The organism is Glycomyces sp. NPDC021274, from assembly GCF_040641195.1.
In the GTDB taxonomy this organism is placed as follows: domain Bacteria; phylum Actinomycetota; class Actinomycetes; order Mycobacteriales; family Micromonosporaceae; genus Glycomyces.
This window is the reverse complement of the sequence record NZ_JBFADC010000002.1, coordinates 138182-160200: the sequence shown is the minus strand read 5'-3', so window position 1 is coordinate 160200 and position 22019 is coordinate 138182. Positions and strand designations below refer to the sequence as shown.

Sequence of the window (22019 nt, the reverse complement as noted above, 5' to 3'; positions counted from 1 at the left end):
TCCGCGGCGACTTGCCGATTCACCACCGCATTGATAGCGTCTGCCAGCGTGACCTCACCGCTGCGAACCTTCGGACCGCTCGACCACAGCCGCACCGGGTGGGCCTCGGCCGCGCTCGCGATCGGCAGGCCCGCCGCCGAGCTGGCCGCCGCCGGCCCCGACGCCACCCCCGTCACCATGTCGAACCACTCCCACGCCGAGGACTGGTTCGAGCTGCTGACCCGCCCGCTCTGGGGCCTGGCCGCCGCCAAGGCGACCGTCCCCGACGACCTGTGGGCCACCCTCGCCGACACCCTCGCCCGCGCCGTCGACCCCGAGGACGCCTGGTACGTCGGCGACCCCGCGAACGGCGGCCAGCGCATCGTCGAGGCCGCCGCGGTCGGCTGGGCCTGCAGCCTCGCCCCCGACAAGCTCTGGGAGCCCTTGGCCCCCAAGGCGAAGGACAAACTCGCCGCTTGGCTCCAGGGCGCCTACAACGGCCCGGTGGCCGACATGAACTGGCACTACTTCCCGGTGTTCGCCGGCCACGGCCTGGCGCGCCTGGGCATCGCCCACGACCGGGCCGTCGCCGACGGGCACCTGGAACGGCTCGGGGAGTTCGCGCTCGGCGACAGCGTCTTCGAGGACGGCCCGGGCGGGCGCGTCGACTACTACAACCCCTTCGCATTCCACACGTACGCGCTCCTGCACTACAAGCTCGCCGGCGACGACCGGTACGTGGCGAACGCGGCCGCGTTCGCCAAGCGCTTCCGCTCCTGGTTCGCCGCCGACGGCTCGGCCGTCCCTTATGGGCGCAGCCTGGGCTACCGGTTCGCGCAGGGCTGCCTGTGGGGCGCGCTGGCCGCCGCTGACGTGGAGGCGGTGCCGTGGGCCGAGGCCGCGGGGTTCAGCCGCCGCCACCTGGAATGGTGGTGGGACAAGCCGATCCTCGACCCGGAGGGGCGGCTCACGGTGGGATACGCGTACCCGAACAACGCGGTCGCCGAGCAGTACTTGACCGCGGGTTCCCCGTGGTGGGCGACGAAGGTGTTCGCGGGTCTCCTGGCCCCGGCCGAGCATCCGTTCTGGACCGTGGAGGCGGCGGTGCCGGGCCCGGTGGTCGAGCCGCACAAGGCCGCTCGGGCGGTGCACGTGCGGGACCGGGGCGGGCACGTGACCCGTTTGAACGGCCAGGCGTGGGTGCCGTGGGCCCGCACGGGCGAGGCCGCGTACGGCAAGCTCGCGTATTCGACGCTGGCGGGGTTCTCGCATGCGACCGGCGGGCCGGGCCTGGAGTCGGCGGTGCCGGACGGGGCGCTGCTCCTGTCGGAGGACGGTCGGCACTGGCGGGGCCGCGAGGACTCCGATGAGGGGTCGATCGATGAGAAGGGGGTGCTCACCGTCAACTGGCAGCCGTGGGAGGACGTGACCATCACGACCTCGCTGGAGGCGGCCGTCGACGGGTGGCACGCCCGCGTCCACGTGATCGAGACCGAGCGGGTGCTGCACACGGGGGAGGGCGGCTGGTGCGTCCCCAAGCCCGGTCACGTCGCGGAGGTCGACGATTCGCGCGTGGTCGTGTCGAGCGCGGGCATGCGTTCGGAGCTCATCGACAGCACGGGGGAGCGGGAGGCGGCCCTCATCGAACCGATGCCGGGCACGCACTTGTACTGGCCCGCAACGGTACTGCCGGTGCTCAGGGGCGTCCTCGAACCGGGTAAGCACGTGCTGAAATCTCTGATATATATCGGTACCGAGGCTTAATGTCTCTCCTCTAGAAACAGACAAAAAGACTGAAACGTGCGCGGCTTCGCCGCGCTCTCACCAGAAGAACGACTGCGAGCCCGGTCACGATCGCGATCGGGGTGTCACAACGGCGGCCCTGTTCGGCTCTTGGAATGCGACAGGCCGACAACGCTGAGGAGGGCCGCCGTGAACGCAGTTCCAGATCCACCGGCCGCGGTGTTCGATGAGCACCGCGAGCTGCTGTTCGGCATCGTGTACGGGATGCTCGGCACGGTCGCCGACACCGAGGACGTGCTCCAGGACGTCTGGCTGGCGTGGGAGCGCCGTTCGCACGGCGCGCCGATCGAGCACGCCCGCGCGTACCTGGTGCGGGTGGGCGTCAATGCCGCGATCGCCCGCCAGGAGGCGGTGAAGCGCCGCCGCGAGACGTACATCGGGCCGTGGCTGCCCGAGCCGCTGCTGACCGAGGCGGCTCCGGACGCCGCGGAGCCCGCGCTGCGGGCGGAGTCGGTCTCCTTGGCGCTCATGGTGGTCCTCGAATCATTGACCCCGGCGGAGCGGGCGGTGTTCGTGCTCGCCGAGGTGTTCGGGTACGCGCACGGGGAGATCGCGGCGCTGCTGGGGCGATCCCCGGCGTCGGTGCGGCAGACCGCGCACCGCGCCCGGTCGCATGTGCAGGCGCGGCGCCCGAAGTTCGCGGTGGACCCGGCGGTGCACCGGCAGGTCACCGAGCGGTTCATGGCGGCCGTCGCGGGCGGTGACATCGACGGTTTGCTCGGTCTCATGGCGCCCGATGTGGTGCTCACGTGCGACGGCGGGGGCCTGGGTCCCGCGGCCGGGCCGCGGCCGATGCGCGATGCCGAGCGGATCGCGGCGCTGCTGGTCAGCCGCCGGTTCCGCCGTTCCGGGGGGCTCGAGGTCGAGTTCCGGCCGGTGAACGGCTCGCCTGCAGCGCTGATGTGCCGCGAGGGCCGGGTCGTCGGCGTCCTCATGCTCGACCTGACCCCGGACCTCGAGCGGGTCGCCGCGGTCTACGCGGTCACGAACCCGCAGAAGCTCACCACCCTCCACTGAACCGTTCGACCCGCGGCCGCTCGGACGCTGCTTTCCCGCACCCATGAACCCACCGTCGTCGCGGCGACGCGCGGAGGCGGCCGTGTTCGCCCGACCCCCCGAAGCGGGCCGTGACGTCACCGCCGTCGTCCGCGATCGACCGGCTCGAGCCGGTTCAACGCCGTCACGGGGCCGGGGTCTCCGTTCCTTCGACGACCCGCGCGCGACGCGGACCCGTATCACCACCGTTCACTGACAAGGAGTCACACATGTCCACGCTCTCTTTCGTCCTCGCGATCGCGTTCGGCGTCCTCAACCTCGGTTCGGGGGTCGGTGCGATGGTGCGCCTCAAGGTGATCCTGCCGCTCATGGACGGCGCGAACGTGCCGCAGTCGATGCTGGTCTTCCCCATCGGGGGGCTCAAGGCCGCCGGCGGGATCGGCCTCCTCGTCGGCGCGGCCGGGTTCCCGCTGGTGGGCACGGCCGCCGCGGCGGGCCTGGTCCTGTTCTGGACCTGCGCGGTCCACACGCATGTGCTCGCGAACTTCTGGCCGAAGGAGACGGTCCTGACGTTCATCTTCCTCGCCTCCTCGATCGCGCTCCTGGCCCTCGGTCCGGTGGTGTGAGCGCGCGAGGGTTCACCGCGAGGCGGGGCGGGGTTCTCCCGGCAGTCTTGAACATTTCGCATTATTCGGGCAATCTGAGGGCGCCATAACCGAAGCCGGGTCCCCCTCGGCCGCAAGCCCTTTGGAGCCGCATGCACCTCCCGCCCCGCCTGGCGGCGCTCACCGCGCTGACCTCGCTCGCCACCCTCGTCCTCGCCGCCGCGCCCGAACCGGTCGGGGCGCAGGAGGTCGCCGCCGGCGGCGACCTCTCCGTCCTCTCCTACAACATCGCGGGCCTGCCGCTCGGCATCGGCGACGGCGACCCGGAGACCAACACGCCGATCATCGGCTCCCGCCTGGGCGCGTACGACATCGTGCACGTCCAGGAGGACTTCAACTACCACGCGGCGCTGTACGCGGCGGACGACCATCCGCACCGGACGGCCACGAGCGGCGGCGTGCCCTTCGGCGACGGCCTCAACACGCTGTCGGACCTGCCGTTCGAGGACTTCGAGCGCGTCAAGTGGAGCCAGTGCTCCTCCGGTTCGGGCGACTGCCTGACGCCCAAGGGCTTCACGTTCATGCGCGCCCGCCTCGCCGAGGGCGTGTGGGTCGACCTGTACAACCTGCACACCGACGCCGGGAGCGAGCCGGCCGACATCGCCGCCCGCGAAGCCAACCTCGCCCAGGTCTCGGCGTACATGGCGTCGCACTCGGCCGGGAACGCCGTGATCGTCTACGGCGACACCAACACCCGCTACACGCGCGGCGACGGCATCGCCGAGTTCGCGGCGGGCAGCGGCCTCACCGACGCCTGGGTCGAGCTCGTCCGCGGCGGCGACGCCCCGAACGAGGGCGACGAGGCGCTCGTCTGCGACGACGCCACCGTCGACGCCGGGTGCGAGGTCGTGGACAAGGTCCTCTACCGCTCGGGCGAGCACGTCAAGCTCGACGCCGGCCAGTACCGCAACGACCACGCCGCGTTCAGGGACGGGAACGGTGCGAACCTCTCCGACCACTACCCGATCAGCGTGGACTTCTCCTGGAGCACGGGCGGTGACTTCATCCTCAGCGACCAGGCCGGCGGCCCGCACGGCGACTTCTTCACCGATGTGGACGACCTCGACCCGCGCGACGCGGCCCGCGTCCTGCGCCTGCGCGCCGGGGAGCGGATCGACCACCTCGGCGCGACCCTCGCCGACGGCACCGTGCTCGCCCACGGCGGCAGCGGCGGCACGCTCAAAGAGCTGACGCTGGCGGTGGGGGAGTACCCGACCGCCCTCCGGGTGTGCCAGGCCAAGCACAACGATCACACGCGGATCTTCTACGCCCGCTTCACGACCAGCACCGGCCGGACGCTCGAGGGCGGTACGGTCACGGGCGACTGCACCACGTTCACGGCCCCGTCGGGCTGGCAGATCGCCGGTTTCCACGGCCGGGCCGGCACGGCGCTGGACAAGGTCGGCGTGGTGTTCACGCGCCGGTGACCGGGGTTCAGTAGCCGTCGGCGTAGACGGGGGCGAAGAACCCCAGCGGGGCGCTGACGGCGGTGAGGATGATGAACCAGACCAGGTAGCCGGGGTCGGCGGCGTGGAGCAGGAATCCCAGCAGGACGACGGCCGCGATGCAGACCAGTGCGAGGAGGCCGAGGAAGAAGCCTCCGGCGGCGTCGATCGCGGCGGTCGTGTGCAGGATGAGCGCGCCGGCGGCTCCTGAGACGAGCATTGCGACGCCGATGGCGACGATGCCCCAGAGCAGGTTGTCGAAGGTGTGCTCGGACCAGGCGACCGCGCCGTCCCAACTGAGGTCGGGTCCCGGGTCCGAGGGCTCCGGCACGGTGCCGCCGGTTTCGGCGGTCTGCTGCTGGGTGCCCTCGGATCCGGTGGGATCGGGTTCGACCGTGCCGGTGTTCTGGGCGGCGCTCGGGGCGAGGGTCCAGCCCTGCTGCTCGAGCCATTGCTGGCCGCCGAACAGAGCGAAGATCGTCGCGATGCCGGACAGGAGCGCGACGGTCCAGGCGAGGCCCTTCACGAACGTGGACAAGGGGTCTGAACCTCCATGGCGCAGTGCACGGCGCCGGCCGGGGCGGCCGGGTGCTCGTGCGGGCGGGCACGACCGAGGCTGATCCTATTGGCATTGCGCCACTGCGCCGGCGCGGGTTGTCAGTGGTCGGCGCGCATGGCCAGGCAGCGGCGTACTTCCCACATGCGGTAGGCGATGTGGTCGCTCGTGTCGACCTCGGTGCTGCCGTTGCTGTGGACGAGCCCTGCCGCCCAGAGGCATTGGGCGGCGTGGCGGGCGGCCATGAGCAGTGGAAGGTGCGCCTCGAGTGCGGTCGGCAGGTCGCGCACGGACCGGTAGCCGTCGAGGAACGCGGTGCGGAGCCGCTTGAAGTGCGGGTAGTCGCTGAGGTTGCCGAGGACGGGGCCGAGGTCGGCGAGGTAGTGGCCCCAGCCGCTTTCGTCGAAGTCGATCACGCCGATGCTCCAGCCTCGCGGTGTGCGCAGGGGATGGCAGTTCAGCAGGATGAAGTCGTGGTGGACGATCCCGTACGCGTCCGGGCCGGAGCCGAGGCGGTCGAAGAGCTCGGCGGTCTGGTCGGCGACGGTGTCGAAGACCGAGCGGTCCGCTGGGTTCAGCAGGTCGTGGAGTGGTCCGGGCCGGTACGGCGAGGCTTCGGTGAAGAGTGCCTTGGCGTCCCAGGTCGGCAGGTGGAAGTCGGCGGGTGCGGTGAACGAGGCGGCCGCCTGGTGGAGGTGGTCCAGGGCGCGGCCGGTCTCGCGTACGCCGCTGAGGCCGAGGCCGGTTCCCGGTCGCTGGACGTAGCCGTCGACCCAGGTCAGGAGGTCGCAGTGGACGGTCTCGTCAGTGCCGGGGACGGTGACCGTGAGGGCGCCGTCTTTGGTCGGCACCGGTTTCGGCACGCGGACGCCGGCGGCGGCGAGGTCGTCGTGGACGGCGTCCAGGTAGGCGAGTTCGGAGCGGGTGTGTTCGGTGAGGCGGTAGCGGGGCCGGTGGACGCGGAGGGCGTAGCGGTGGCCGTCTGCGGCCGTGACCGCATACACCGCGTTGTTGAGCAGGCGGATCGGCTCTACGGTGAGCGGTGCGGGGAGGTCGTAGGCGAGCAGGGCGGCCTCGGCTGCGGTGCTCGCCGCGTCGGCGTAGGCGGTGGGCGGCAAGGAGGCTCCTTCGCTGGGGCACCGGTCGGTGCGGAGTCATCACAGCAGATCGGCCGGTCGTGCGCAATCGGGTATCGAAGGGGCCGAATGCGGTTGCACCGCATGCGCAACCGGGGTGCGGGGGTGGCGCGTGGAGTACGCGTACGCGAAAGCAGCAGGCCCGCGCGGTTGGCGGGACTCGACGAGAACGCGGAAGGACCGAGCGATTGCAGCACGCTTCAGGACAGACCACCGATGAGCGGTTCCAGAAGGTCGACAACTACCGCGACGAGGCCGGCCTCGCGGTCCGGCAAGGGCTCTACGCCTACAAGACCCCGGACTACGATCTCCCCGGCGTCGTCATCTCGCGCCTGGCCGGGCGGCCGAAGCGGGTGCTCGACGTCGGCTGCGGCAACGGCCGCTACACGACCCGCCTCCGTGAGTCGTTCCCCGGCGCGGAGGTGATCGGGGTCGACCTCGCCCCGGGCATCCTCGAGAGTGTGCCGGAGCCGACCGTGGCGGCGGATGTCGCGGATCTGCCGTTCGAGGACGGGTCGGCCGATGTGGTGCTGGCGATGCACATGCTCTACCACGTGCCCGATATCGCGGCGGCGCTCGACGAGCTTCAGCGGGTGCTCGCCCCGGGCGGGGTCCTGTTCATTTCGACGCTCGCCTCGGACGACAAGGTCGAGTACGAGCCGCTCTGGCAGGAGGCGGCGCGAGCGGTGCTCGGTACCGAGTTGCGGTTGCCGCGTTCGGTCCTCATCGAGCGGTTCTCGCTGGAGATCGCCGAGTCGATGGTGACCGAGCGGTTCGGCTCGGTGGAGCTGCACGACCTGCCGGGGGTGATCGAGCTGCCCGAGCCGGGGCCGCTGATGGCGGCGTTCAGGTCCGAGGAGGACTTCTTCGCGTTGTCGCCGGGGGATTTCGGGCGGCTCATGGACGAGATCGAGCGGCGGTTGGAGGCGCGTTTCGCGGGTGGTGGGGTCCTGCGGATCACCAGCCGCAGCGGCATCCTCGAATGCCGGGACGCGAAGCGCTAGCGAGTGTGAAGGAGGCCGGGAGCCGTGCGGCTCCCGGCCTTTCGTCGTTCTTGTGACAGCTCCGACAGATCGTTGGTGACACTAACGAATATGCTATCGTTAGTTCTACGAACGTTAGTATTTCCAATGATCAGCGTCCCTGGAGCGACCACCATGAGCACCACCGACATCCACCCCTTCCGCATCGACATCCCGCAGGCCGACCTCGACGACCTCAACGACCGGCTCGCACGCACACGCTGGCCCAACGAGGTCGCCGATGCCGGATCCGGCTACGGCTTCCCGCTCGCGCGGCTCAAGGCGCTCGCCGAGTACTGGCGCACCGGCTACAGCTGGCGCGAGCACGAGGCGAGGCTCAACGAGCTGCCGCACTTCACCACGGAGATCGAAGGCCAGAACGTCCACTTCGTCCATGTGAGGTCCGCGAATCCCGATGCGGTGGCGCTGGTCCTCACGCACGGGTGGCCCGGTTCGTTCCTGGAGTTCCTGGACGTGATCGAGCCGCTCTCGCGCGACTTCCACCTCGTGATCCCCTCGATCCCCGGCTACGGCTTCTCCGGGCCGACCCACGAGCGCGGCTGGGGCGTGCCGCGCGTCGCGCGGGCGTGGGCCGAGCTCATGCGCCGCCTCGGGTACGAACGCTATGGGGCGCAAGGCGGCGACTTCGGCGCCGGCGTCTCCATCGCACTCGGCGCCCTCGCGCCCGAGCACGTGATCGGCGTGCATGTGAACTACCTGCCGACCCGGCCGGACCCGAACGCCGGCCTGACACTGTCCGCATCGGACGAAGCCCGGCTCGACACGATCCGGCACCTCATGGCGAACCGGCCGCCGTACCAGGCGCTGCAGGCCCTGACGCCGCAGACCATCGGGTACGCGCTGACCGACTCGCCGGTGGGTCAGCTCGCGTGGATCGCCGAGCGGTTCGCGCAGTGGACGGACCCGGCCGCGCCGGTGAGCGACGACCGGATGCTCACCGACATCTCGCTGTACTGGCTGACGGCGACGGCGGCCTCCTCCGCGCGGCTGCACCGCGACTCGCTGCGCGGCACGACCCAGGGCGAGCCGTGCCTGGTGCCGCTCGGGGTCGCGGTCTTCGCGCACGACATCACGTTGTCCGTGCGGCCGCTGGCCGAGCGGCTGTTCGACGTGCGGCACTGGTCGGAGTTCGAGCGCGGCGGCCACTTCGCGGCGATGGAGGTCCCCGAGCTGCTCGCCGCGGACGTGCGTGAATTCTTCCTGGCCCGCCTCAAGGAAGCCGCGTAGGCCGGTGCGGTCGGGCCGGTCGGCGACCGCAGGCGCGGAGGCCGACCGGCCCGGAGGCCGACCGGCCCGGTGGCGTCCACCGAGGCCCGCCTGGGATGCCGGGTGCGGTTGCGCCGCTAAGTCAGTCGGTGCCGATGAGGTGCTCGGCGTTGGCGAGTTTTTCTAGGCCCCAGGCCTGTCCGAACTCGAGGACCCAGAGGCCGGTGGCGACGCGTTCGAGGAATCCCCATTCCCAGATGGCCTGCGGGTCGACGCCCGTTGCTGTGGCGAGTTGGGAGCAGAGGCCGCGGGTGAAGGCGGCGGGGTCGGGTGCGGCGGCGATTTCGCCGTCCCAGTCGCGGAGGATGACGCCGAGGTCGTAGGCGGGTTCGATGGCGCCGCCGTCGGGGTCGATGAACACGTATCCGGATGCTGCTCCGGGGCGGGGCCGCTCGACTCGCAAGGCGTTGCCTGCGTGGGGGTCGCCGTGTGCGTAGACGCATCGGTCGGGGTCGTGTGCGGCGGCGCGGCGTTCGGCGTAGCGCAGGGCCAGGTCGACTACCGCGGCGGAGCAGGGCTTGCCGTAGGTGCGCCAGTTCCGTTCGATGATCTCGGCGAGGTCGTTCGCTTTGCGTTCGCCGAACCACAGGGTCGTCTCGTCGACCGGCACGGTCCACGCCTGGGTGAGGAGGGTGGTGAGGACGGCGATGCGGTGTTCGGGTTCGGGCTCGGTGTCGGCGAGTGTGGGGCCGAGGGCTTCGAGGAGCAGTGCCTGGTCGTGGCGGTCGGCGGCGTAGACCTCGGCGTAGGCGTTGCCTCGGGCTTGTTCGAGGACGTCGATCTGGCTGCGCCGGTAGTCGAGGGGGAGGTTGAGTTTGAAGACTGCCGGTGTTCCGTCTTCGCGTTTCGCGCGGGCGACGTAGCCTTCGCCGGCGCCGGGCAGGGGGTCGGTGACGGTGATCGTCCACCGTGCTTCGTAGGCGGCGACGAGGTCGGGGAGTTCGGTGAGCCATCTGCGGCCGGGTTCGCCGCTGTGTTCGGCGCGGCTGCGGGTGGCGGGGGAGACGGTGACGGGGCGGGTCGGCATCGGTCGATCCTCGTCACTGCGGGTCGGCGTGTCAATCGGTTAGCGGCCGGTGCTGCTGTAGTGGCGGCATTCGCCGGGGAAGAGCACCGCCAAGCGCGCCTGGAGGATCGCGGCGGCGGCGTCGCCGACGGGACGTTCGCCTGCGGCGCGTCCAGGTTCGCGGTAGAGGTCGTCGGCGAGGCCTTCGGTGAGGGCGGCGAGCTCGGTTGCTGCGAGTTCGGCGTCGGTGTCGGGCTCGACTTCGCCGCATTCCTTGCCGTTCTCGACCGCCCTGGCGATCTGGGCCCGAACGACGGCGGCGGTGCGGCGTGCGAGGTCGGCGATGGTGGGATTGTCGAGTGAGCGGGCGAGGAAGACGCGGCCCACGCGGTATTCGCCGCGCCGCGCGTCGTCGAGGGGCCAGAGCTCGGGCATGCAGCGCAGAAGGATCGCGCGGATCGGCTGCCGGTCGGCTTCGCCTGCGGCGATGAGGCGTCCGACCCGGGCGAGCTGGTCGGCGGTCATGCGCTCGTAGGCGTAGCGGAGGAGTTCGTCCTTGGATGTGAAGTAGTGCTGCACGAGTCCGACCGAGATGCCGGCTTCGCGGGCGACGGCGGCCATGGTGGCGGCGTCGAAGCCGGCGTGGGCGATGATGCGCTGGACTGCTGCGGCAATCTGGGCGCGGCGGAGATCATGATCGGCGGTCCTGGGCACCCCTTAACCATATACCTGTATGGTTTTCAGGTAGCCATATATCCGTATGGTTATCGCCGGACCCCACCGCACCCTGGGAGACCCCATGTACACCAACCTCATCGCGACCGCGCTGGCAGCGCTCGCGCCGCTCACCGGCCCGCTGCCGCAGGCACCGGCCGACCAGGAGCAGACCGACACCCTCCGGGCCGTCGGCGACTACCTCGACGCGGCCTTCGCAGACGCCGGCGTCCCCGGTGCCGCCTACGCCGTCCTCAGCCCCGACGGCGACGTCAACACCGCGTTCTGGGGCGAGGACGGCGACGGCGAACCGGTCGGCGAGGACACGCCGTTCCTCTGGGGATCGGTCGCCAAGCCCGTCACCGCCACCGCCGTCATGACCCTCGTCGAGGACGGCCTGCTCGACCTCGACGCACCCGTCGTCACCTACCTGCCCGACTTCGCGCTCGCCGACACCGCGCACTCCGACCGGATCACCATGCGGCACCTGCTCGAGCAGAGCTCCGGGATCCCCGAGGGCACCGGCATCACCGACCGCTTCGAGCACCGCGACGACCCCTACGGCGACGCCGTCGCCGACCTCGCCGACGTCCAGCCCCTCGCCGAACCGGGCGAGGCCTTCGAGTACGCCAGCGCGAATTACGTGGTGGCGGGTGCGGTGGTGGAGGTGGTTGCGGGTGTGTCTTATGGGGAGTATTTGCGTGGGGCGGTGCTGGATCCGCTGGGGATGGACGGTGCGGTGCTGACTGCCGATGATGCTGCGGGCGTGGCGGACGGGTTCGCGCCGGTGTTCGGGCGTGCGGCGAGGGTGGCGACGCAGTTCGATCAGGCGGGTCCGAGTTACGGGTATCTGGGTGGTGATATCGGGGATCTGGCGGCGTTCGCGACCGCGCAGCTGGGCCGGGCGGCGGTGCCGGTGGTGTCGTCGGAGTCGTTGGCGCTCATGCATACGGGTGCGGTCGAGGTGAGCGGCACGATTGACTACGGGCTCGGGTGGCGGGTCGATTCGCGCAATGCGGATTTGGGGACGACGACGGTGTGGCATACGGGTGCGGCTCCGGGGTTCGCGAGTGGGGTGCTGCTGCTTCCGGAGCTGGGTAAGGCGCTGGTGGTGGCGCAGAACCGGTACGGGCATTTTGAGGAGGGTGTGCTGATCGGGGCGATGCTCGGTGCGGTGCGGATCCTCGCTGGGGGTGAGGCCGAGGATCTGGGAGTGGATCCGCTGTACGTCGGGCTGTTGGCGGCATTGTCGTTGTTGGTGGTGGCGGCGGTGGTGTTCGCGGTGTGGTCGTTGACGCGGATCGCGAAGGGCCCGAAGCCGGCGCGCAGCGGTGTGCGGGTGTTCGTGGGTGCGGCTTGCTGGGTGGTTGCTGCGGCGGTGGTGGCGTATGTGTCGTGGGTGGTGGTGCCGGGTCTGGCGCCGAGTCGGGTGTTGTTCTTCCTGCTTGCTCCGGATGTGGCGTGGCTTTTGGTGGTGCTCGGTGTGGTGGGGTGGGTGTTGGCGGTGTCGCGGGTGTGGCTGGGTTGGGTGCGTTTGCGGCGTCGTTCGGTGTGATGGGTGTGAGGTCGGGGCCACTGCTGTTGCGGTGGCCCCGGTGGTTGTGGGTGGTCAGGCGGCGACCCAGACGCTTTGCGGTTCGAGGCCGAGGTCGGGGATGGAGCCTTCGCCTGGGACCAGGTAGGGGCCGCCCATGCAGTCGTCCAGGGCGAACAATGCGGCGTTGGCGGTGTGGGTGTTGATGGCGGAGTTGGCGCGGCCGTCGCCCCAGCCGTGGTCGACGAGGCTGACGCAGGTGCCGGGTTCGACGAGGGAGCCGACGGTGAACCGTGCACCGGTGAAGTTCTCGCCTTCGTAGAGGCAGAGGGCTTCGGTGAACGGGCATTCTGGGGGTGGGGCGGCCGCCGTGGGTGCGGCGGCGGCGGGGGCGGACATGGCGAGGAGTGCGGCCGCGGTGAGTGCGAGTGCGGTGGCCGGTTTCCGCATGCGGTGGAGGGTGTTGGTTCGGGGCTGGTTGCGCATACGCAGGTGGTCCTTTGAACGCGTGGTGTTTTCGTAATCAAGCATATCTATGCCTGGGAGCGGTGTCACCCGTTGAGGAGTGTCATTTTCGAACGGTTTGTCGATCGTTAATCTTGCCTGCGCGTTCTGCGATCGTGCGGGCTTTTTTACGCGCGCGCAACGGGAGTTCATACGGCCGTTCTTGACGTGAACGGCAGTGAAACATCGCGACCCTAGCTTGGATCCATAGCGGATACGACGTTGTATACGCACCTGTACACCGCCGCTGCCTGCGGCGATACCCCTTGCCCGGTCCCCATCGAGCCGGGACGCTCACCCCCGTGAAAGGTCGAACACCGCATGCCACAGCGATTCACGTTTCCTCCCCGAGACCTCGCCCGCTCCTTCGCCGCCACGGCGGCCGTGACCGCGCTCGTCCTGACTTCGGCGTGCGGTTCGCGCGCCGGGGAGGAGACGGCGGCGGCCGAGTCGTGCGTGGACACTTCGGGCGACACGATCAAGGTCGGTGCGCTCAATTCCCTGTCCGGCACGATGTCCATCTCCGAGACCACGGTGCGCGACTCGATCTACCTGGCGGTGGACGAGATCAATGCGGCGGGCGGGGTGCAGGGCAAGCAGATCGAGATCGTCGCCGAGGACGGGGCTTCCGAGCCGACCGTGTTCGCCGAGAAGGCCGAGAAGCTCATCCGCGAGGACTGCGTCGCGGCCGTGTTCGGGGGCTGGACGTCGGCGTCGCGCAAGGCGATGCTGCCGGTCTTCGAGGACAACGACTCGCTGCTGTACTACCCGGTCCAGTATGAGGGTCTGGAGGCGTCGGAGAACATCTTCTACACGGGCGCGACCACGAATCAGCAGATCATTCCGGCGCTGGACTATCTGGCCGAGACGGGCGTGGAGTCGCTGTACCTGGTCGGGTCGGATTACGTGTTCCCCCGGACGGCGAACGCGATCATCAACGCCTACGCGGTCGACAAGGGCATCGAGATCGTCGGCGAGGATTACGCGCAGTTGGGTTCGGTCGAGTTCTCCACGATCGTGAACCAGGTCAGTGCGTCCGGGGCCGACGCGGTGTTCAACACGCTCAACGGCGATTCGAACGTCGCGTTCTTCCGCGAGTACGCGAACGTGGGCCTCACCGCTGAGGCGATGCCGGTCATGAGCGTCTCCATCGCCGAGGAAGAGGTCGGCGGCATCGGGGTCGAGAACATCGAGGGTCAGCTGGCGGCCTGGAACTACTACCAGACCATCGAGTCGCCGGCCAACACGGCGTTCGTGGACGCGTTCAAAGCGGCGTACGGCGCGGACCGGGTCACCTCCGATCCGATGGAGGCCGCTTACAACTCCGTGTACCTGTGGGCGGCGACTGCTGAGAAGGCCGGATCGTTCGCCGTCGCCGACATTCAGGCGAGCGCGGACGGGGTCTCGTTCGAGAGTCCTGAGGGGACTGTGGTGATCGACGGTGAGAACCACCACGTGACGAAGACCGCGCGGATCGGGGAGATCCGGGCCGACGGGCTGCTGTACACGGTGTGGGAGTCGGAGGGCGCGATCGAGCCGGACCCGTTCCTGGAGGGGTACGACTGGGCCGTCGACCTCGCGGTGACCGAGTAGTGGTGCGGGCGATCGGGAGGGGGGCGCTGTGGATCTTCTCGTAGGGCAGTTGTTCACGGGTTTGAGCACCGGTTCGATCCTGCTGCTGGCGGCGCTGGGCTTGTCGCTCACGTACGGGCAGATGGGCGTGATCAACATGGCGCACGGCGAGTTCATCATGGCCGGCTGCTATACGGCGTACGTGGTGCAGCAGGTCGTGGGGGACGCCGGGGTGTCCCTTCTGGTCGCCCTGCCTGTCGGGTTCCTGGTCGGCGGGGCGATGGGTCTGGTGCTGGAGTGGGTGCTGATCCGGCACCTGTACCACCGGCCGCTGGACACGCTGCTGGTGACGTTCGGTGTGGGGCTGGTGCTGCAGCAGGTGGCGCGGGACGTGTTCGGGGCTCCGGCGGTGAACGTGACGGTGCCGCAGTTCCTGCGCGGCGGGGTCGACCTGCTGGGGACGGCGGTGCCGAAGACGCGGCTGTTCATCCTCGCGCTGGCGGTCGTCGCGGTGGCGGCGGTGGCCCTGGTCCTGCGGTTCACGCCTGCGGGGCGGCGCATCCGCGCAGTCGTCGGCAACCGGGACCTGGCCGAGACGGCCGGGATCTCGTCCCGGGCCGTGGATGCGGGGACGTTCTTCATCGGTTCGGGTCTGGCCGGGGTCGCGGGGGTGGCGCTGACGCTGATCGGGTCGACGAGTCCGACGACCGGCCAGTCCTATCTGGTCGACGCGTTCCTGGTGGTGGTCGCGGGCGGTATGGGCCGGATCAAGGGGGCCGTGGTCGCGGCGGTCGCACTGGGGACGTTCCAGGCCGTGTTCGAGACGTACTCGACGGCGTCGCTGGCGAAGGTCGGCGTGTTCGTCGTCATCGTCGTCTTCTTGCAGCTGCGCCCGCAGGGGCTGTTCACGCTGCGGACCAGGAGCCTCGCATGAGCAAGTTCTTTTCGACGCGCGCGGGCGCCTGGGCGGGGTTCGGTGCTGCGGCGCTGGTCCTGTTCGGTGCCGCGCCGCTCGTCCTCTCGGGGTTCCGGCTGGGCCTGCTGGCGCAGTTCCTGTGCTACGCGATCGTCGCGGTCGGCATCGGGCTGGCGTGGGGGCGGGGCGGGATGCTCACGCTCGGGCAGGGCGTGTTCTTCGGCATGGGCGCCTACCTCATGGCGATGCACCTGAAGATGGCCGACGCCGAGTTCCGGGGCGGGGCCGGGGCGGTGCCGGACTTCATGGAGCTGGCCGGGATCCGGGAGCTGCCGGCGTACTGGGTGCCGTTCGCGTCGCCGGTGTTCACGATCGCGATGATCCTCGTCCTGCCGACGGCGTTCGCGGTGCTGCTGGGGTTCGCGGTGTTCAAACGGCGCGTGAAGGGCGCGTACTTCGCGATCCTCTCGCAGGCCCTCGCGGGGGCGTTCGCGATCCTCCTCATCGGGCAGCAGTCGATGGGCGGGTTCAACGGGCTCTCCAGGTTCCGGTACTTCTTCGGGTACAACCTCGACGACCCGGTCAACCAGCAGATGCTGTACTTCATCGCCGCCGGGGTGCTGCTGGTCGTCGTCGCGGTCGCATTGCAGCTGCGGCGCTCGCGGTACGGGGAGCTGCTCGTCGCCGTGCGCGACGCCGAGGAGCGGGTCCGGTTCCTCGGGTACGACGCGGCGAACATCAAAGTGGTCGCCTACGCGACCGCGGCACTGTTCGCGTCGGTCGCCGGTGCGATCTTCGTGCCGGTGGTCGGGATCATCTCCCCGGCGAGCATCGGCATCGTGCCCTCCATCATGTTCATCCTCGGCGTCGCCATCGGCGGGCGCGCGAGCCTGGTCGGACCGGTCGTGGGCGCGCTCGCGGTCGCATGGGCGCAGACGGCCCTGTCCGAGCAGTTCCCCTCGGCGTGGACGTACGCGCAAGGACTGCTGTTCATCGTCGTCATCGCCCTGCTCCCCGGCGGGATCGCCTCGATCGCCGCCGCCACCAAGCGGTTCCGGAAGGAACCGGCCACCGCGGAGGCACCAGCATGAGCACGAACGCACTCACCTGCACCGCCGTCAGCGTCGACTTCGACGGGTTCAAAGCCGTCAACGGCGTCGACCTGACCCTCGAGCGGGGGGAGGTCCACTTCCTCATCGGCCCCAACGGCGCCGGGAAGACCACGCTGGTCGACGCCATCACCGGCCTCACCAAGTACGCGGGGTCGGTCGTCAAAGACGGTGTCGAACTGCGCGGCAGGAAGGTCCACCACATCGCCCGCCGCGGCATCGGCCGCACCTTCCAGACCGCCCAGGTCTTCGAGCAGCTCACCGTCGCGCAGAACCTCGACATCGCCGCCGGCGCCGCACGCCCGGCCCTGAGCCTCCTGCGCCGCCGCACCGCACTGCCGGAGCACGTGGTCGCCGTCATGGACCAGATCGGCCTGGCCCGCCACGCGCAGACCCCCGCCGGGATCCTCGCCCACGGCCAGAAGCAGTGGCTGGAGATCGGCATGCTCCTCGTCGGCGACGCCGACGTCCTCCTCCTGGACGAACCGATCGCCGGCATGGGCCAGGCAGAGCGCGACACGACCGGGCGGCTCCTCCACGACATCGCCCAGACCCGCGCGGTCGCCGTCGTCGAACACGACATGGACTTCATGCGCGCCTTCGCCTCCCGCGTCACCGTCCTCCATGCCGGCGCAGTCCTCGCCACCGGCTCGGTCGACGAGGTCACCAACGACCCCCGCGTCCAAGAGGTCTACCTCGGCGCCGCCCACGAGCAGGAGACCGCCGATGCTGCGACTGCGTAACCTCACCTGCGGATACGGGCGCACACCCGTCGTCCACGACATCGACCTCGACGTCGGCGCCGACGAGGTCGTCGCCGTCATGGGCCACAACGGCGTCGGCAAGACCACCCTCCTGCGCGCCGTCGTCGGCCTCATCCCCGTCATGTCCGGCACCATCGAACTCGACGGCCGCCCCGTCAACCGCACCCCCGCCAACCAGCGCGTCAAAGCCGGCATGGCCTACGTCCCCCAAGGCCAGCAGTGCTTCGCGCACCTCACCACCGGCGAGAACCTCCGCCTCGTCGCCGACGGCCGCAAGCACGGCAAGGCCCTCATCGACGCGCAACTCGACCTGTTCCCCGCCCTGCGCCCACTCCTGGCCCGCCAGGCCGGGCTCCTCTCCGGCGGCCAGCGCCAGCAGCTGGCCATCGCCCGCGCCCTCATCACCGAACCGCGCCTGCTCATTCTCGACGAGCCGACCGAAGGCATCCAGCCGAACGTCGTCGCCGAGATCGAAGCGACCGTCGTCGACCTCGCCGGACGGGGCGGACTGTCGGTGCTGCTGGTCGAGCAGCACCTCGGGTTCGCGTTGCAGGCCGCATCGCGGTTCGCGGTGCTGCGGTCGGGCCGCGTCGCCTCCCGAGGCGAGACCGGTGCCGGCGCGGTGGCGCGCGTGCGGGAGGCGATGGCCCTGTGAGCGGCTTCACCGCACTGCCCGATATGGACGGTCCGCTCGGTGCGCGGGTGTACGTGGCGCTGCGCGCGGACCTCATGGCGGGACGGTACGAGCCGGGCAAGCGGCTCGGTGAGGAGCGGCTGGCCGGGATCTACGGGGTGTCGCGCACGCCGGTGCGGGAGGCGCTGAGCCGCCTGGCCGCCGACGGGCTCGTGTCCCGCGAGGTCGACGGCCTGTACCCGTACCGGCCCAGGATTGACCAGCTCAACGACCTGTACGAAGTGCGGCTCACCCTGGAGCTGCGCGGGCTCGCGCGGGCCGCCGCCGACCCCGAGGTCAGGCACGATGCGGACCTGCTGGGTCCGGAGCTGGAGCGGTGGTACCGGCTGCGGGACGCCCCGCCGGGCCCGGACGCGGGGTTCGTCGAGTCCGACGAGCGCTACCACTTGACGCTCCTGGCGGCGTCGGGGAACCCGCAGCTGGCCGAGTCGCTGCAGCTGGTGAACAACCGGATCCGGCCGGCGCGGATGTTCGACTACTTCACCGCCGAGCGCATGGCCGACACGATCGCCGAGCACATCCAGATCGCCGAAGGCGCCCTCGAGGGCCGGTACGAGGAGGCGACGCAGGTCCTCACCCGCCATATCGAGACGTCCCGCCAGATCGTCGTCGGCCGCGCCGAAGCCGCCCTGACGTGGGCGCACCTGGCGAACGCCGTCCGCCCCTGACCCCCATCTTCTCGAGAGTGAGCCCTGTCGTGTTCGACCGCATCCTCATCGCCAACCGCGGCGAGATCTCCCGGCGCATCACCCGCACCGCCCACCGGCTGGGCGTCGCCACTGTCGCCGTCTACTCCGAAGCCGACGCCGCCTCACTGCATGTGCGGGAAGCGGACGAGGCGGTGTGCGTGGGCCCGGCCGCGCCCGCCGAGTCCTATCTCAACGTGGACGCGATCCTGTCCGCGGCGAAGGACACCGGCGCGCAGGCCGTGCACCCCGGGTACGGGTTCCTCGCCGAGAACGCCGAGTTCGCGCGCCGCTGCGCGGAAGCCGGACTGGTGTTCATCGGCCCGACCCCGGGCCAGTTGGAGCTGTTCGGCGACAAGGTCACCGCGCGGGAGGCCGCCACCCGGGCGGGTGTGCCGCTCGGCGCCGGCACTGCGGCCCTGGACTCGCCCGAGGAGGCCGTCGCGGCCGGGCAGGCGGTCGGGTTCCCCGTGATCGTCAAGGCCTCCGCCGGGGGCGGCGGCATCGGCATGCGCGTCGCCGAGGACCCCGCGCAGCTGGCCGACGTGTTCGCCACCGTCAAGCGCCTCGCGCTGGACAACTTCGGGGACGACGCGGTCTACCTGGAGCGGTACGTGCGGCGCGCCCGGCACGTCGAAGTGCAGGTCTTCGGCGACGGCGCGGGCCGTGTCGTGAGCCTGTCCGACCGCGACTGCACGCTCCAGCGCCGCCACCAGAAAGTCATCGAAGAAGCCCCCGCCCCCGGCCTGCCCGCGCACGTGCGCGAGGCGATGCACGCCGCCGCCCGGGCCCTCGCCGCGTCAGCGGCCTACCAGTCCGCGGGCACCGTGGAGTTCATCTACGACGCCGAACGCCAGGAGGCGTCGTTCCTGGAGTTCAACACGCGCCTCCAAGTCGAGCACCCGGTGACCGAGCAGATCCTCGGCATCGACCTGGTGGAGTGGATGATCCGCGCCGCCGCCGGCGACACCGAGTTCCTGGCGGGCCTGCCCGACTCCGGGCCGGCGGTCAACGGCGCGGCCGTGGAGGCGCGGGTGTACGCCGAGGACCCCGCCCGCGACCACCTGCCCTCGGCGGGACTGCTCACCTGCGTGGACTTCCCGGCCGGCGCCCGGGTGGACACGTGGATCGAGCGGGGCCTGGACGTCCCGGCGACCTACGACCCGATGCTCGCCAAGATCATCACCGCCGGCGCCACCCGCGCCGAAGCCTGGACCGCCCTCGCCGGCGCCCTGGGGGCGACCAGGATCGAAGGCGTCCACACCAACCTCGGGCAGCTCCAGGCCGCCGCCGCCGACGAACGCGTCGCCCGCATCGAGCACGACACCGCCACGGTCGCCACCATCCGCGACACGTCCCCGCGCATCGACGTCACCGCCGCCGGGGTCCTCACCACCGTCCAGGACTGGCCCGGCCGCACCGGGTACTGGCAGGTCGGCGTGCCCCCGTCGGGGCCGATGGACGACTACTCGTTCCGGCTGGGCAACCGGGCCCTGGGCAACCCCGAAGGCGCCCCGGGCCTGGAATGCACCATCGCCGGCCCCACCCTCCGCTTCTCCACCGCCGCAACGGTGTGCGTGACCGGGGCGCCCGCACCGGTCACCCTCGACGGCGAGCCCGTCGCGCAGTGGGAACCGGTCGAGGTCCCCGCCGGGGGCACCCTCGCGGTCGGGGCCGTCACCGGCGCCGGCGCCCGCACCTACGTGCTCTTCCAAGGCGGCCTCGACGTCCCGACCTTCCTCGGCTCCGCCTCGACGTTCCCGCCCGCGCGCATCGGCGGCTACACCGGCGACCAGCTCCGCGCCGGCGACCGCCTCGTCCCCGCCAGCGCCCACGGCCGCACCGCCGCCCCGGTGCCCGTGGCGGAGCGGCCCGCGTTCGGGCACGAGTGGACCCTGGCGGTCACGCCCGGCCCGCAGCCGGCACCGCACTACTTCACCGTGGCGGACATGGAGCGGATCTACGCCGCCGACTGGACCGTGCAGGTCCACGCCGGACGGTCCGGGGTGCGCCTGGACGGGCCGCGGCCCCAATGGGCGCGGACCGACGGCGGCGACGCCGGCCTCCACCCCTCCAACCTGCACGACAACCCGTACTCGGTCGGCACCGTCAACTTCACCGGCGACACCCCCGCGCTCCTGGGCCCGGACGGGCCCAGCCTCGGCGGCTTCGCGTGCCCGTTCACCGTCACCACCGCCGACCGGTGGAAACTCGGGCAGCTGCGCCCGGGCGACACCGTCCGGTTCCTGCCCGTCGGCGAAGACGAAGCCGACCGGCTCCGCGCCGACCCCGTCAAAGTCCCGGTGCCGCTGGTCGGCGCGCAGGACGACACCGCGACCCTCGCCCAGATCCCGGCGGCCGAGGACCGGCCCGCGGTCGCCTACCGGCGCGCCGGCGACGACGCGGTCCTCCTCGAATACGGGCCCATGCACCTCGACCTGGGACTGCGCATGCGAGTCGGCGCCCTCATGGACGCCCTCGCCGCCGCCGCTCCGGCCGGACTCATCGACACCACCCCCGGGGTCCGCTCCCTGCACCTGCACGTCGACCCCGACGTGCTCCCCATCCGGTCCCTCACCGGGCTCCTCGTCGAACTCGAGCAGGACCTGCCGGGCATCGACGACATGGTCGTGCCCTCCCGCGAAGTCAGGCTGCCGATCTCCTGGAACGACTCGGTCGTGGACGAGGCCATCGCCCGGTATGCGACGAACGTGCGCGACGACGCGCTGTTCAACCCGTCCAACATCGAGTTCATCCGCCGCATCAACGGCCTCGACTCCATTGAGGACGTCGCGGGGATCGCGACCAGCGCCCAGTGGCTCGTCCTGGGACTGGGCGACGTCTACCTGGGTGCGCCCGCGGCCGTCCCGGTCGACCCGCGGCACCGGCTGGTCACCACCAAGTACAACCCGGCGCGCACCTGGACCGCCGAAGGCACCGTCGGCATCGGCGGGTCGTACATGTGCATCTACGGGATGGACTCGCCCGGCGGCTACCAGCTCGTCGGCCGCACCGCCCCCATCTGGGCGGGCCTGCGGGACCTCGCGTCCTTCCACGACGGCCTGCCCTGGCTGCTGCGGTTCTTCGACCGCGTCGTCTTCGAACGCGTCACCGAGGACGAACTCGCCCACACCCGCCGCGAACTCGCCGCAGGCAGAGCCGAGATCGACATCCGCCCCGGGCGGTTCGCGTACGCGGACTACCGGCGGCTCCTGGCCGACAACGCCGCCGAGATCGGGGCGTTCCAGTCCCGGCAGGCCGCCGCGTTCGAAGCCGAACGCCGGCGCTGGGCCGCCGCCGGGGAGTTCGACCGCGACCACACCGAACCGGCCCCGCACACCGGGCCCGCGGTCGACCTCGCGCCCGGTGAGACCCTCGTCGAAGCGCCCATGGCCGCCAGCGTGTGGCGCGTCAACGCCCGCGAAGGCGACACGGTGGCCGCCGGGGACACCGTCGTGGTCCTGGAAGCGATGAAACTGGAGATGCCGGTGGCCGCACCCGTCTCCGGCACGGTCGCGCGCGTGCTCGCCCGGCCCGGCGAACAGGCCGCGCCCGGCACACCGCTGCTGGTCATCGCCGAACCGTAGACCACCGTGCACCCCGACGACCGCGGTGCACCGAGACGACAGTG

19 protein-coding genes are annotated in these 22019 nt (G+C 70.9%); 14 read left to right on the top strand and 5 right to left on the bottom strand.

The window, feature by feature from the left end:
- The first annotated feature begins 48 nt into the window (after positions 1–48).
- The 4 genes from AB0I03_RS04670 to AB0I03_RS04655 all read left to right on the top strand — a co-directional run bounded on the left by AB0I03_RS04670 (position 49) and on the right by AB0I03_RS04655 (position 4870).
- Positions 49–1743 carry a DUF2264 domain-containing protein gene (locus AB0I03_RS04670; RefSeq protein ID WP_360406386.1) on the top strand — a complete coding sequence of 565 codons (1695 nt, stop codon included), beginning with the start codon at positions 49–51 and terminating at the stop codon, positions 1741–1743.
- Positions 1744–1911: 168 nt separating this feature from the next.
- Positions 1912–2799, top strand: coding sequence for a sigma-70 family RNA polymerase sigma factor (locus AB0I03_RS04665; protein ID WP_360406384.1), 888 nt, complete (start codon positions 1912–1914; stop codon positions 2797–2799).
- Positions 2800–3047: 248 nt separating this feature from the next.
- Complete coding sequence (locus AB0I03_RS04660) at positions 3048–3404, top strand: DoxX family protein (protein WP_360406381.1); 357 nt, start codon at positions 3048–3050, stop codon at positions 3402–3404.
- Positions 3405–3535: 131 nt separating this feature from the next.
- A complete protein-coding gene (locus tag AB0I03_RS04655) occupies positions 3536–4870 on the top strand; it encodes a jacalin-like lectin (RefSeq protein ID WP_360406378.1) in 1335 nt (444 codons plus the stop codon).
- Positions 4871–4877: 7 nt separating this feature from the next.
- Here the strand turns inward: AB0I03_RS04655 and AB0I03_RS04650 are convergent, their stop codons facing one another.
- Complete coding sequence (locus AB0I03_RS04650) at positions 4878–5426, bottom strand: hypothetical protein (RefSeq protein WP_360406375.1); 549 nt, start codon at positions 5424–5426, stop codon at positions 4878–4880.
- A gap of 119 nt (positions 5427–5545) precedes the next feature.
- Positions 5546–6562: a phosphotransferase gene (locus AB0I03_RS04645; protein WP_360406372.1), complete on the bottom strand. Its 1017-nt coding sequence runs from the start codon at positions 6560–6562 to the stop codon at positions 5546–5548.
- Between the two features lie 206 nt (positions 6563–6768).
- Here AB0I03_RS04645 and AB0I03_RS04640 point away from each other — a divergent pair, with 206 nt between their 5' ends.
- Both AB0I03_RS04640 and AB0I03_RS04635 read left to right on the top strand, forming a co-directional pair.
- Complete coding sequence (locus tag AB0I03_RS04640) at positions 6769–7584, top strand: class I SAM-dependent methyltransferase (RefSeq protein ID WP_360406369.1); 816 nt, start codon at positions 6769–6771, stop codon at positions 7582–7584.
- A gap of 153 nt (positions 7585–7737) precedes the next feature.
- Positions 7738–8850, top strand: a complete 1113-nt coding sequence (locus AB0I03_RS04635) for an epoxide hydrolase family protein (protein WP_360406366.1) — start codon at positions 7738–7740, stop codon at positions 8848–8850.
- 121 nt (positions 8851–8971) lie between these two features.
- On the opposite strand, the gene AB0I03_RS04630 is transcribed toward AB0I03_RS04635, so the two are convergent.
- Both AB0I03_RS04630 and AB0I03_RS04625 read right to left on the bottom strand, forming a co-directional pair.
- Complete coding sequence (locus tag AB0I03_RS04630) at positions 8972–9916, bottom strand: aminoglycoside phosphotransferase family protein (RefSeq protein WP_360406363.1); 945 nt, start codon at positions 9914–9916, stop codon at positions 8972–8974.
- A 39-nt stretch (positions 9917–9955) separates the two neighbouring features.
- Positions 9956–10609 (bottom strand): TetR/AcrR family transcriptional regulator, encoded by a 654-nt coding sequence (locus AB0I03_RS04625; RefSeq protein WP_360406360.1) that lies wholly within the window; start codon positions 10607–10609, stop codon positions 9956–9958.
- Between the two features lie 85 nt (positions 10610–10694).
- Between AB0I03_RS04625 and AB0I03_RS04620 the strand changes: the two genes are divergently transcribed.
- Positions 10695–12164, top strand: coding sequence for a serine hydrolase domain-containing protein (locus tag AB0I03_RS04620; protein WP_360406357.1), 1470 nt, complete (start codon positions 10695–10697; stop codon positions 12162–12164).
- Between the two features lie 54 nt (positions 12165–12218).
- On the opposite strand, the gene AB0I03_RS04615 is transcribed toward AB0I03_RS04620, so the two are convergent.
- Positions 12219–12629, bottom strand: a complete 411-nt coding sequence (locus tag AB0I03_RS04615) for a peptidase inhibitor family I36 protein (RefSeq protein ID WP_360406354.1) — start codon at positions 12627–12629, stop codon at positions 12219–12221.
- Between the two features lie 339 nt (positions 12630–12968).
- Between AB0I03_RS04615 and urtA the strand changes: the two genes are divergently transcribed.
- Genes urtA through uca form a run of 7 tightly spaced genes read left to right on the top strand, consistent with a single transcriptional unit; the run spans position 12969 to position 21975 of the window.
- A complete protein-coding gene (gene urtA, locus AB0I03_RS04610; protein ID WP_360406351.1) occupies positions 12969–14240 on the top strand; it encodes an urea ABC transporter substrate-binding protein in 1272 nt (423 codons plus the stop codon).
- 28 nt (positions 14241–14268) lie between these two features.
- Positions 14269–15153, top strand: coding sequence for an urea ABC transporter permease subunit UrtB (gene urtB / locus AB0I03_RS04605; protein WP_360406348.1), 885 nt, complete (start codon positions 14269–14271; stop codon positions 15151–15153).
- A complete protein-coding gene (gene urtC / locus AB0I03_RS04600) occupies positions 15150–16226 on the top strand; it encodes an urea ABC transporter permease subunit UrtC (protein ID WP_360406345.1) in 1077 nt (358 codons plus the stop codon). Before urtB ends, urtC begins: the two co-directional genes overlap by 4 nt.
- Positions 16223–16987, top strand: a complete 765-nt coding sequence (urtD, locus tag AB0I03_RS04595) for an urea ABC transporter ATP-binding protein UrtD (RefSeq protein WP_360406342.1) — start codon at positions 16223–16225, stop codon at positions 16985–16987. The genes urtC and urtD overlap by 4 nt, the downstream gene beginning before the upstream one ends.
- Positions 16971–17663, top strand: a complete 693-nt coding sequence (gene urtE, locus AB0I03_RS04590; RefSeq protein ID WP_360406339.1) for an urea ABC transporter ATP-binding subunit UrtE — start codon at positions 16971–16973, stop codon at positions 17661–17663. The genes urtD and urtE overlap by 17 nt, the downstream gene beginning before the upstream one ends.
- Positions 17664–17686: 23 nt before the next feature.
- Positions 17687–18370, top strand: a complete 684-nt coding sequence (locus tag AB0I03_RS04585; protein WP_360408083.1) for a GntR family transcriptional regulator — start codon at positions 17687–17689, stop codon at positions 18368–18370.
- A 29-nt stretch (positions 18371–18399) separates the two neighbouring features.
- Complete coding sequence (gene uca, locus AB0I03_RS04580; RefSeq protein ID WP_360408080.1) at positions 18400–21975, top strand: urea carboxylase; 3576 nt, start codon at positions 18400–18402, stop codon at positions 21973–21975.
- Positions 21976–22019 lie beyond the last annotated feature (44 nt).

Excerpts from the sequence above, each read along its gene's own strand:
- AB0I03_RS04660 (WP_360406381.1), top strand. The coding sequence starts at position 3,048 with ATGTCCACGCTCTCTTTCGTCCTCGCGATCGCGTTCGGCGTCCTCAAC.
- AB0I03_RS04655 (WP_360406378.1), top strand. The coding sequence starts at position 3,536 with ATGCACCTCCCGCCCCGCCTGGCGGCGCTCACCGCGCTGACCTCGCTC.
- AB0I03_RS04635 (WP_360406366.1), top strand. The coding sequence starts at position 7,738 with ATGAGCACCACCGACATCCACCCCTTCCGCATCGACATCCCGCAGGCC.
- AB0I03_RS04630 (WP_360406363.1), bottom strand. The coding sequence starts at position 9,916 with ATGCCGACCCGCCCCGTCACCGTCTCCCCCGCCACCCGCAGCCGCGCC.
- AB0I03_RS04620 (WP_360406357.1), top strand. The coding sequence starts at position 10,695 with ATGTACACCAACCTCATCGCGACCGCGCTGGCAGCGCTCGCGCCGCTC.
- AB0I03_RS04615 (WP_360406354.1), bottom strand. The coding sequence starts at position 12,629 with ATGCGCAACCAGCCCCGAACCAACACCCTCCACCGCATGCGGAAACCG.
- urtA (WP_360406351.1), top strand. The coding sequence starts at position 12,969 with ATGCCACAGCGATTCACGTTTCCTCCCCGAGACCTCGCCCGCTCCTTC.
- urtC (WP_360406345.1), top strand. The coding sequence starts at position 15,150 with ATGAGCAAGTTCTTTTCGACGCGCGCGGGCGCCTGGGCGGGGTTCGGT.
- urtD (WP_360406342.1), top strand. The coding sequence starts at position 16,223 with ATGAGCACGAACGCACTCACCTGCACCGCCGTCAGCGTCGACTTCGAC.
- urtE (WP_360406339.1), top strand. The coding sequence starts at position 16,971 with ATGCTGCGACTGCGTAACCTCACCTGCGGATACGGGCGCACACCCGTC.
- AB0I03_RS04585 (WP_360408083.1), top strand. The coding sequence starts at position 17,687 with ATGGACGGTCCGCTCGGTGCGCGGGTGTACGTGGCGCTGCGCGCGGAC.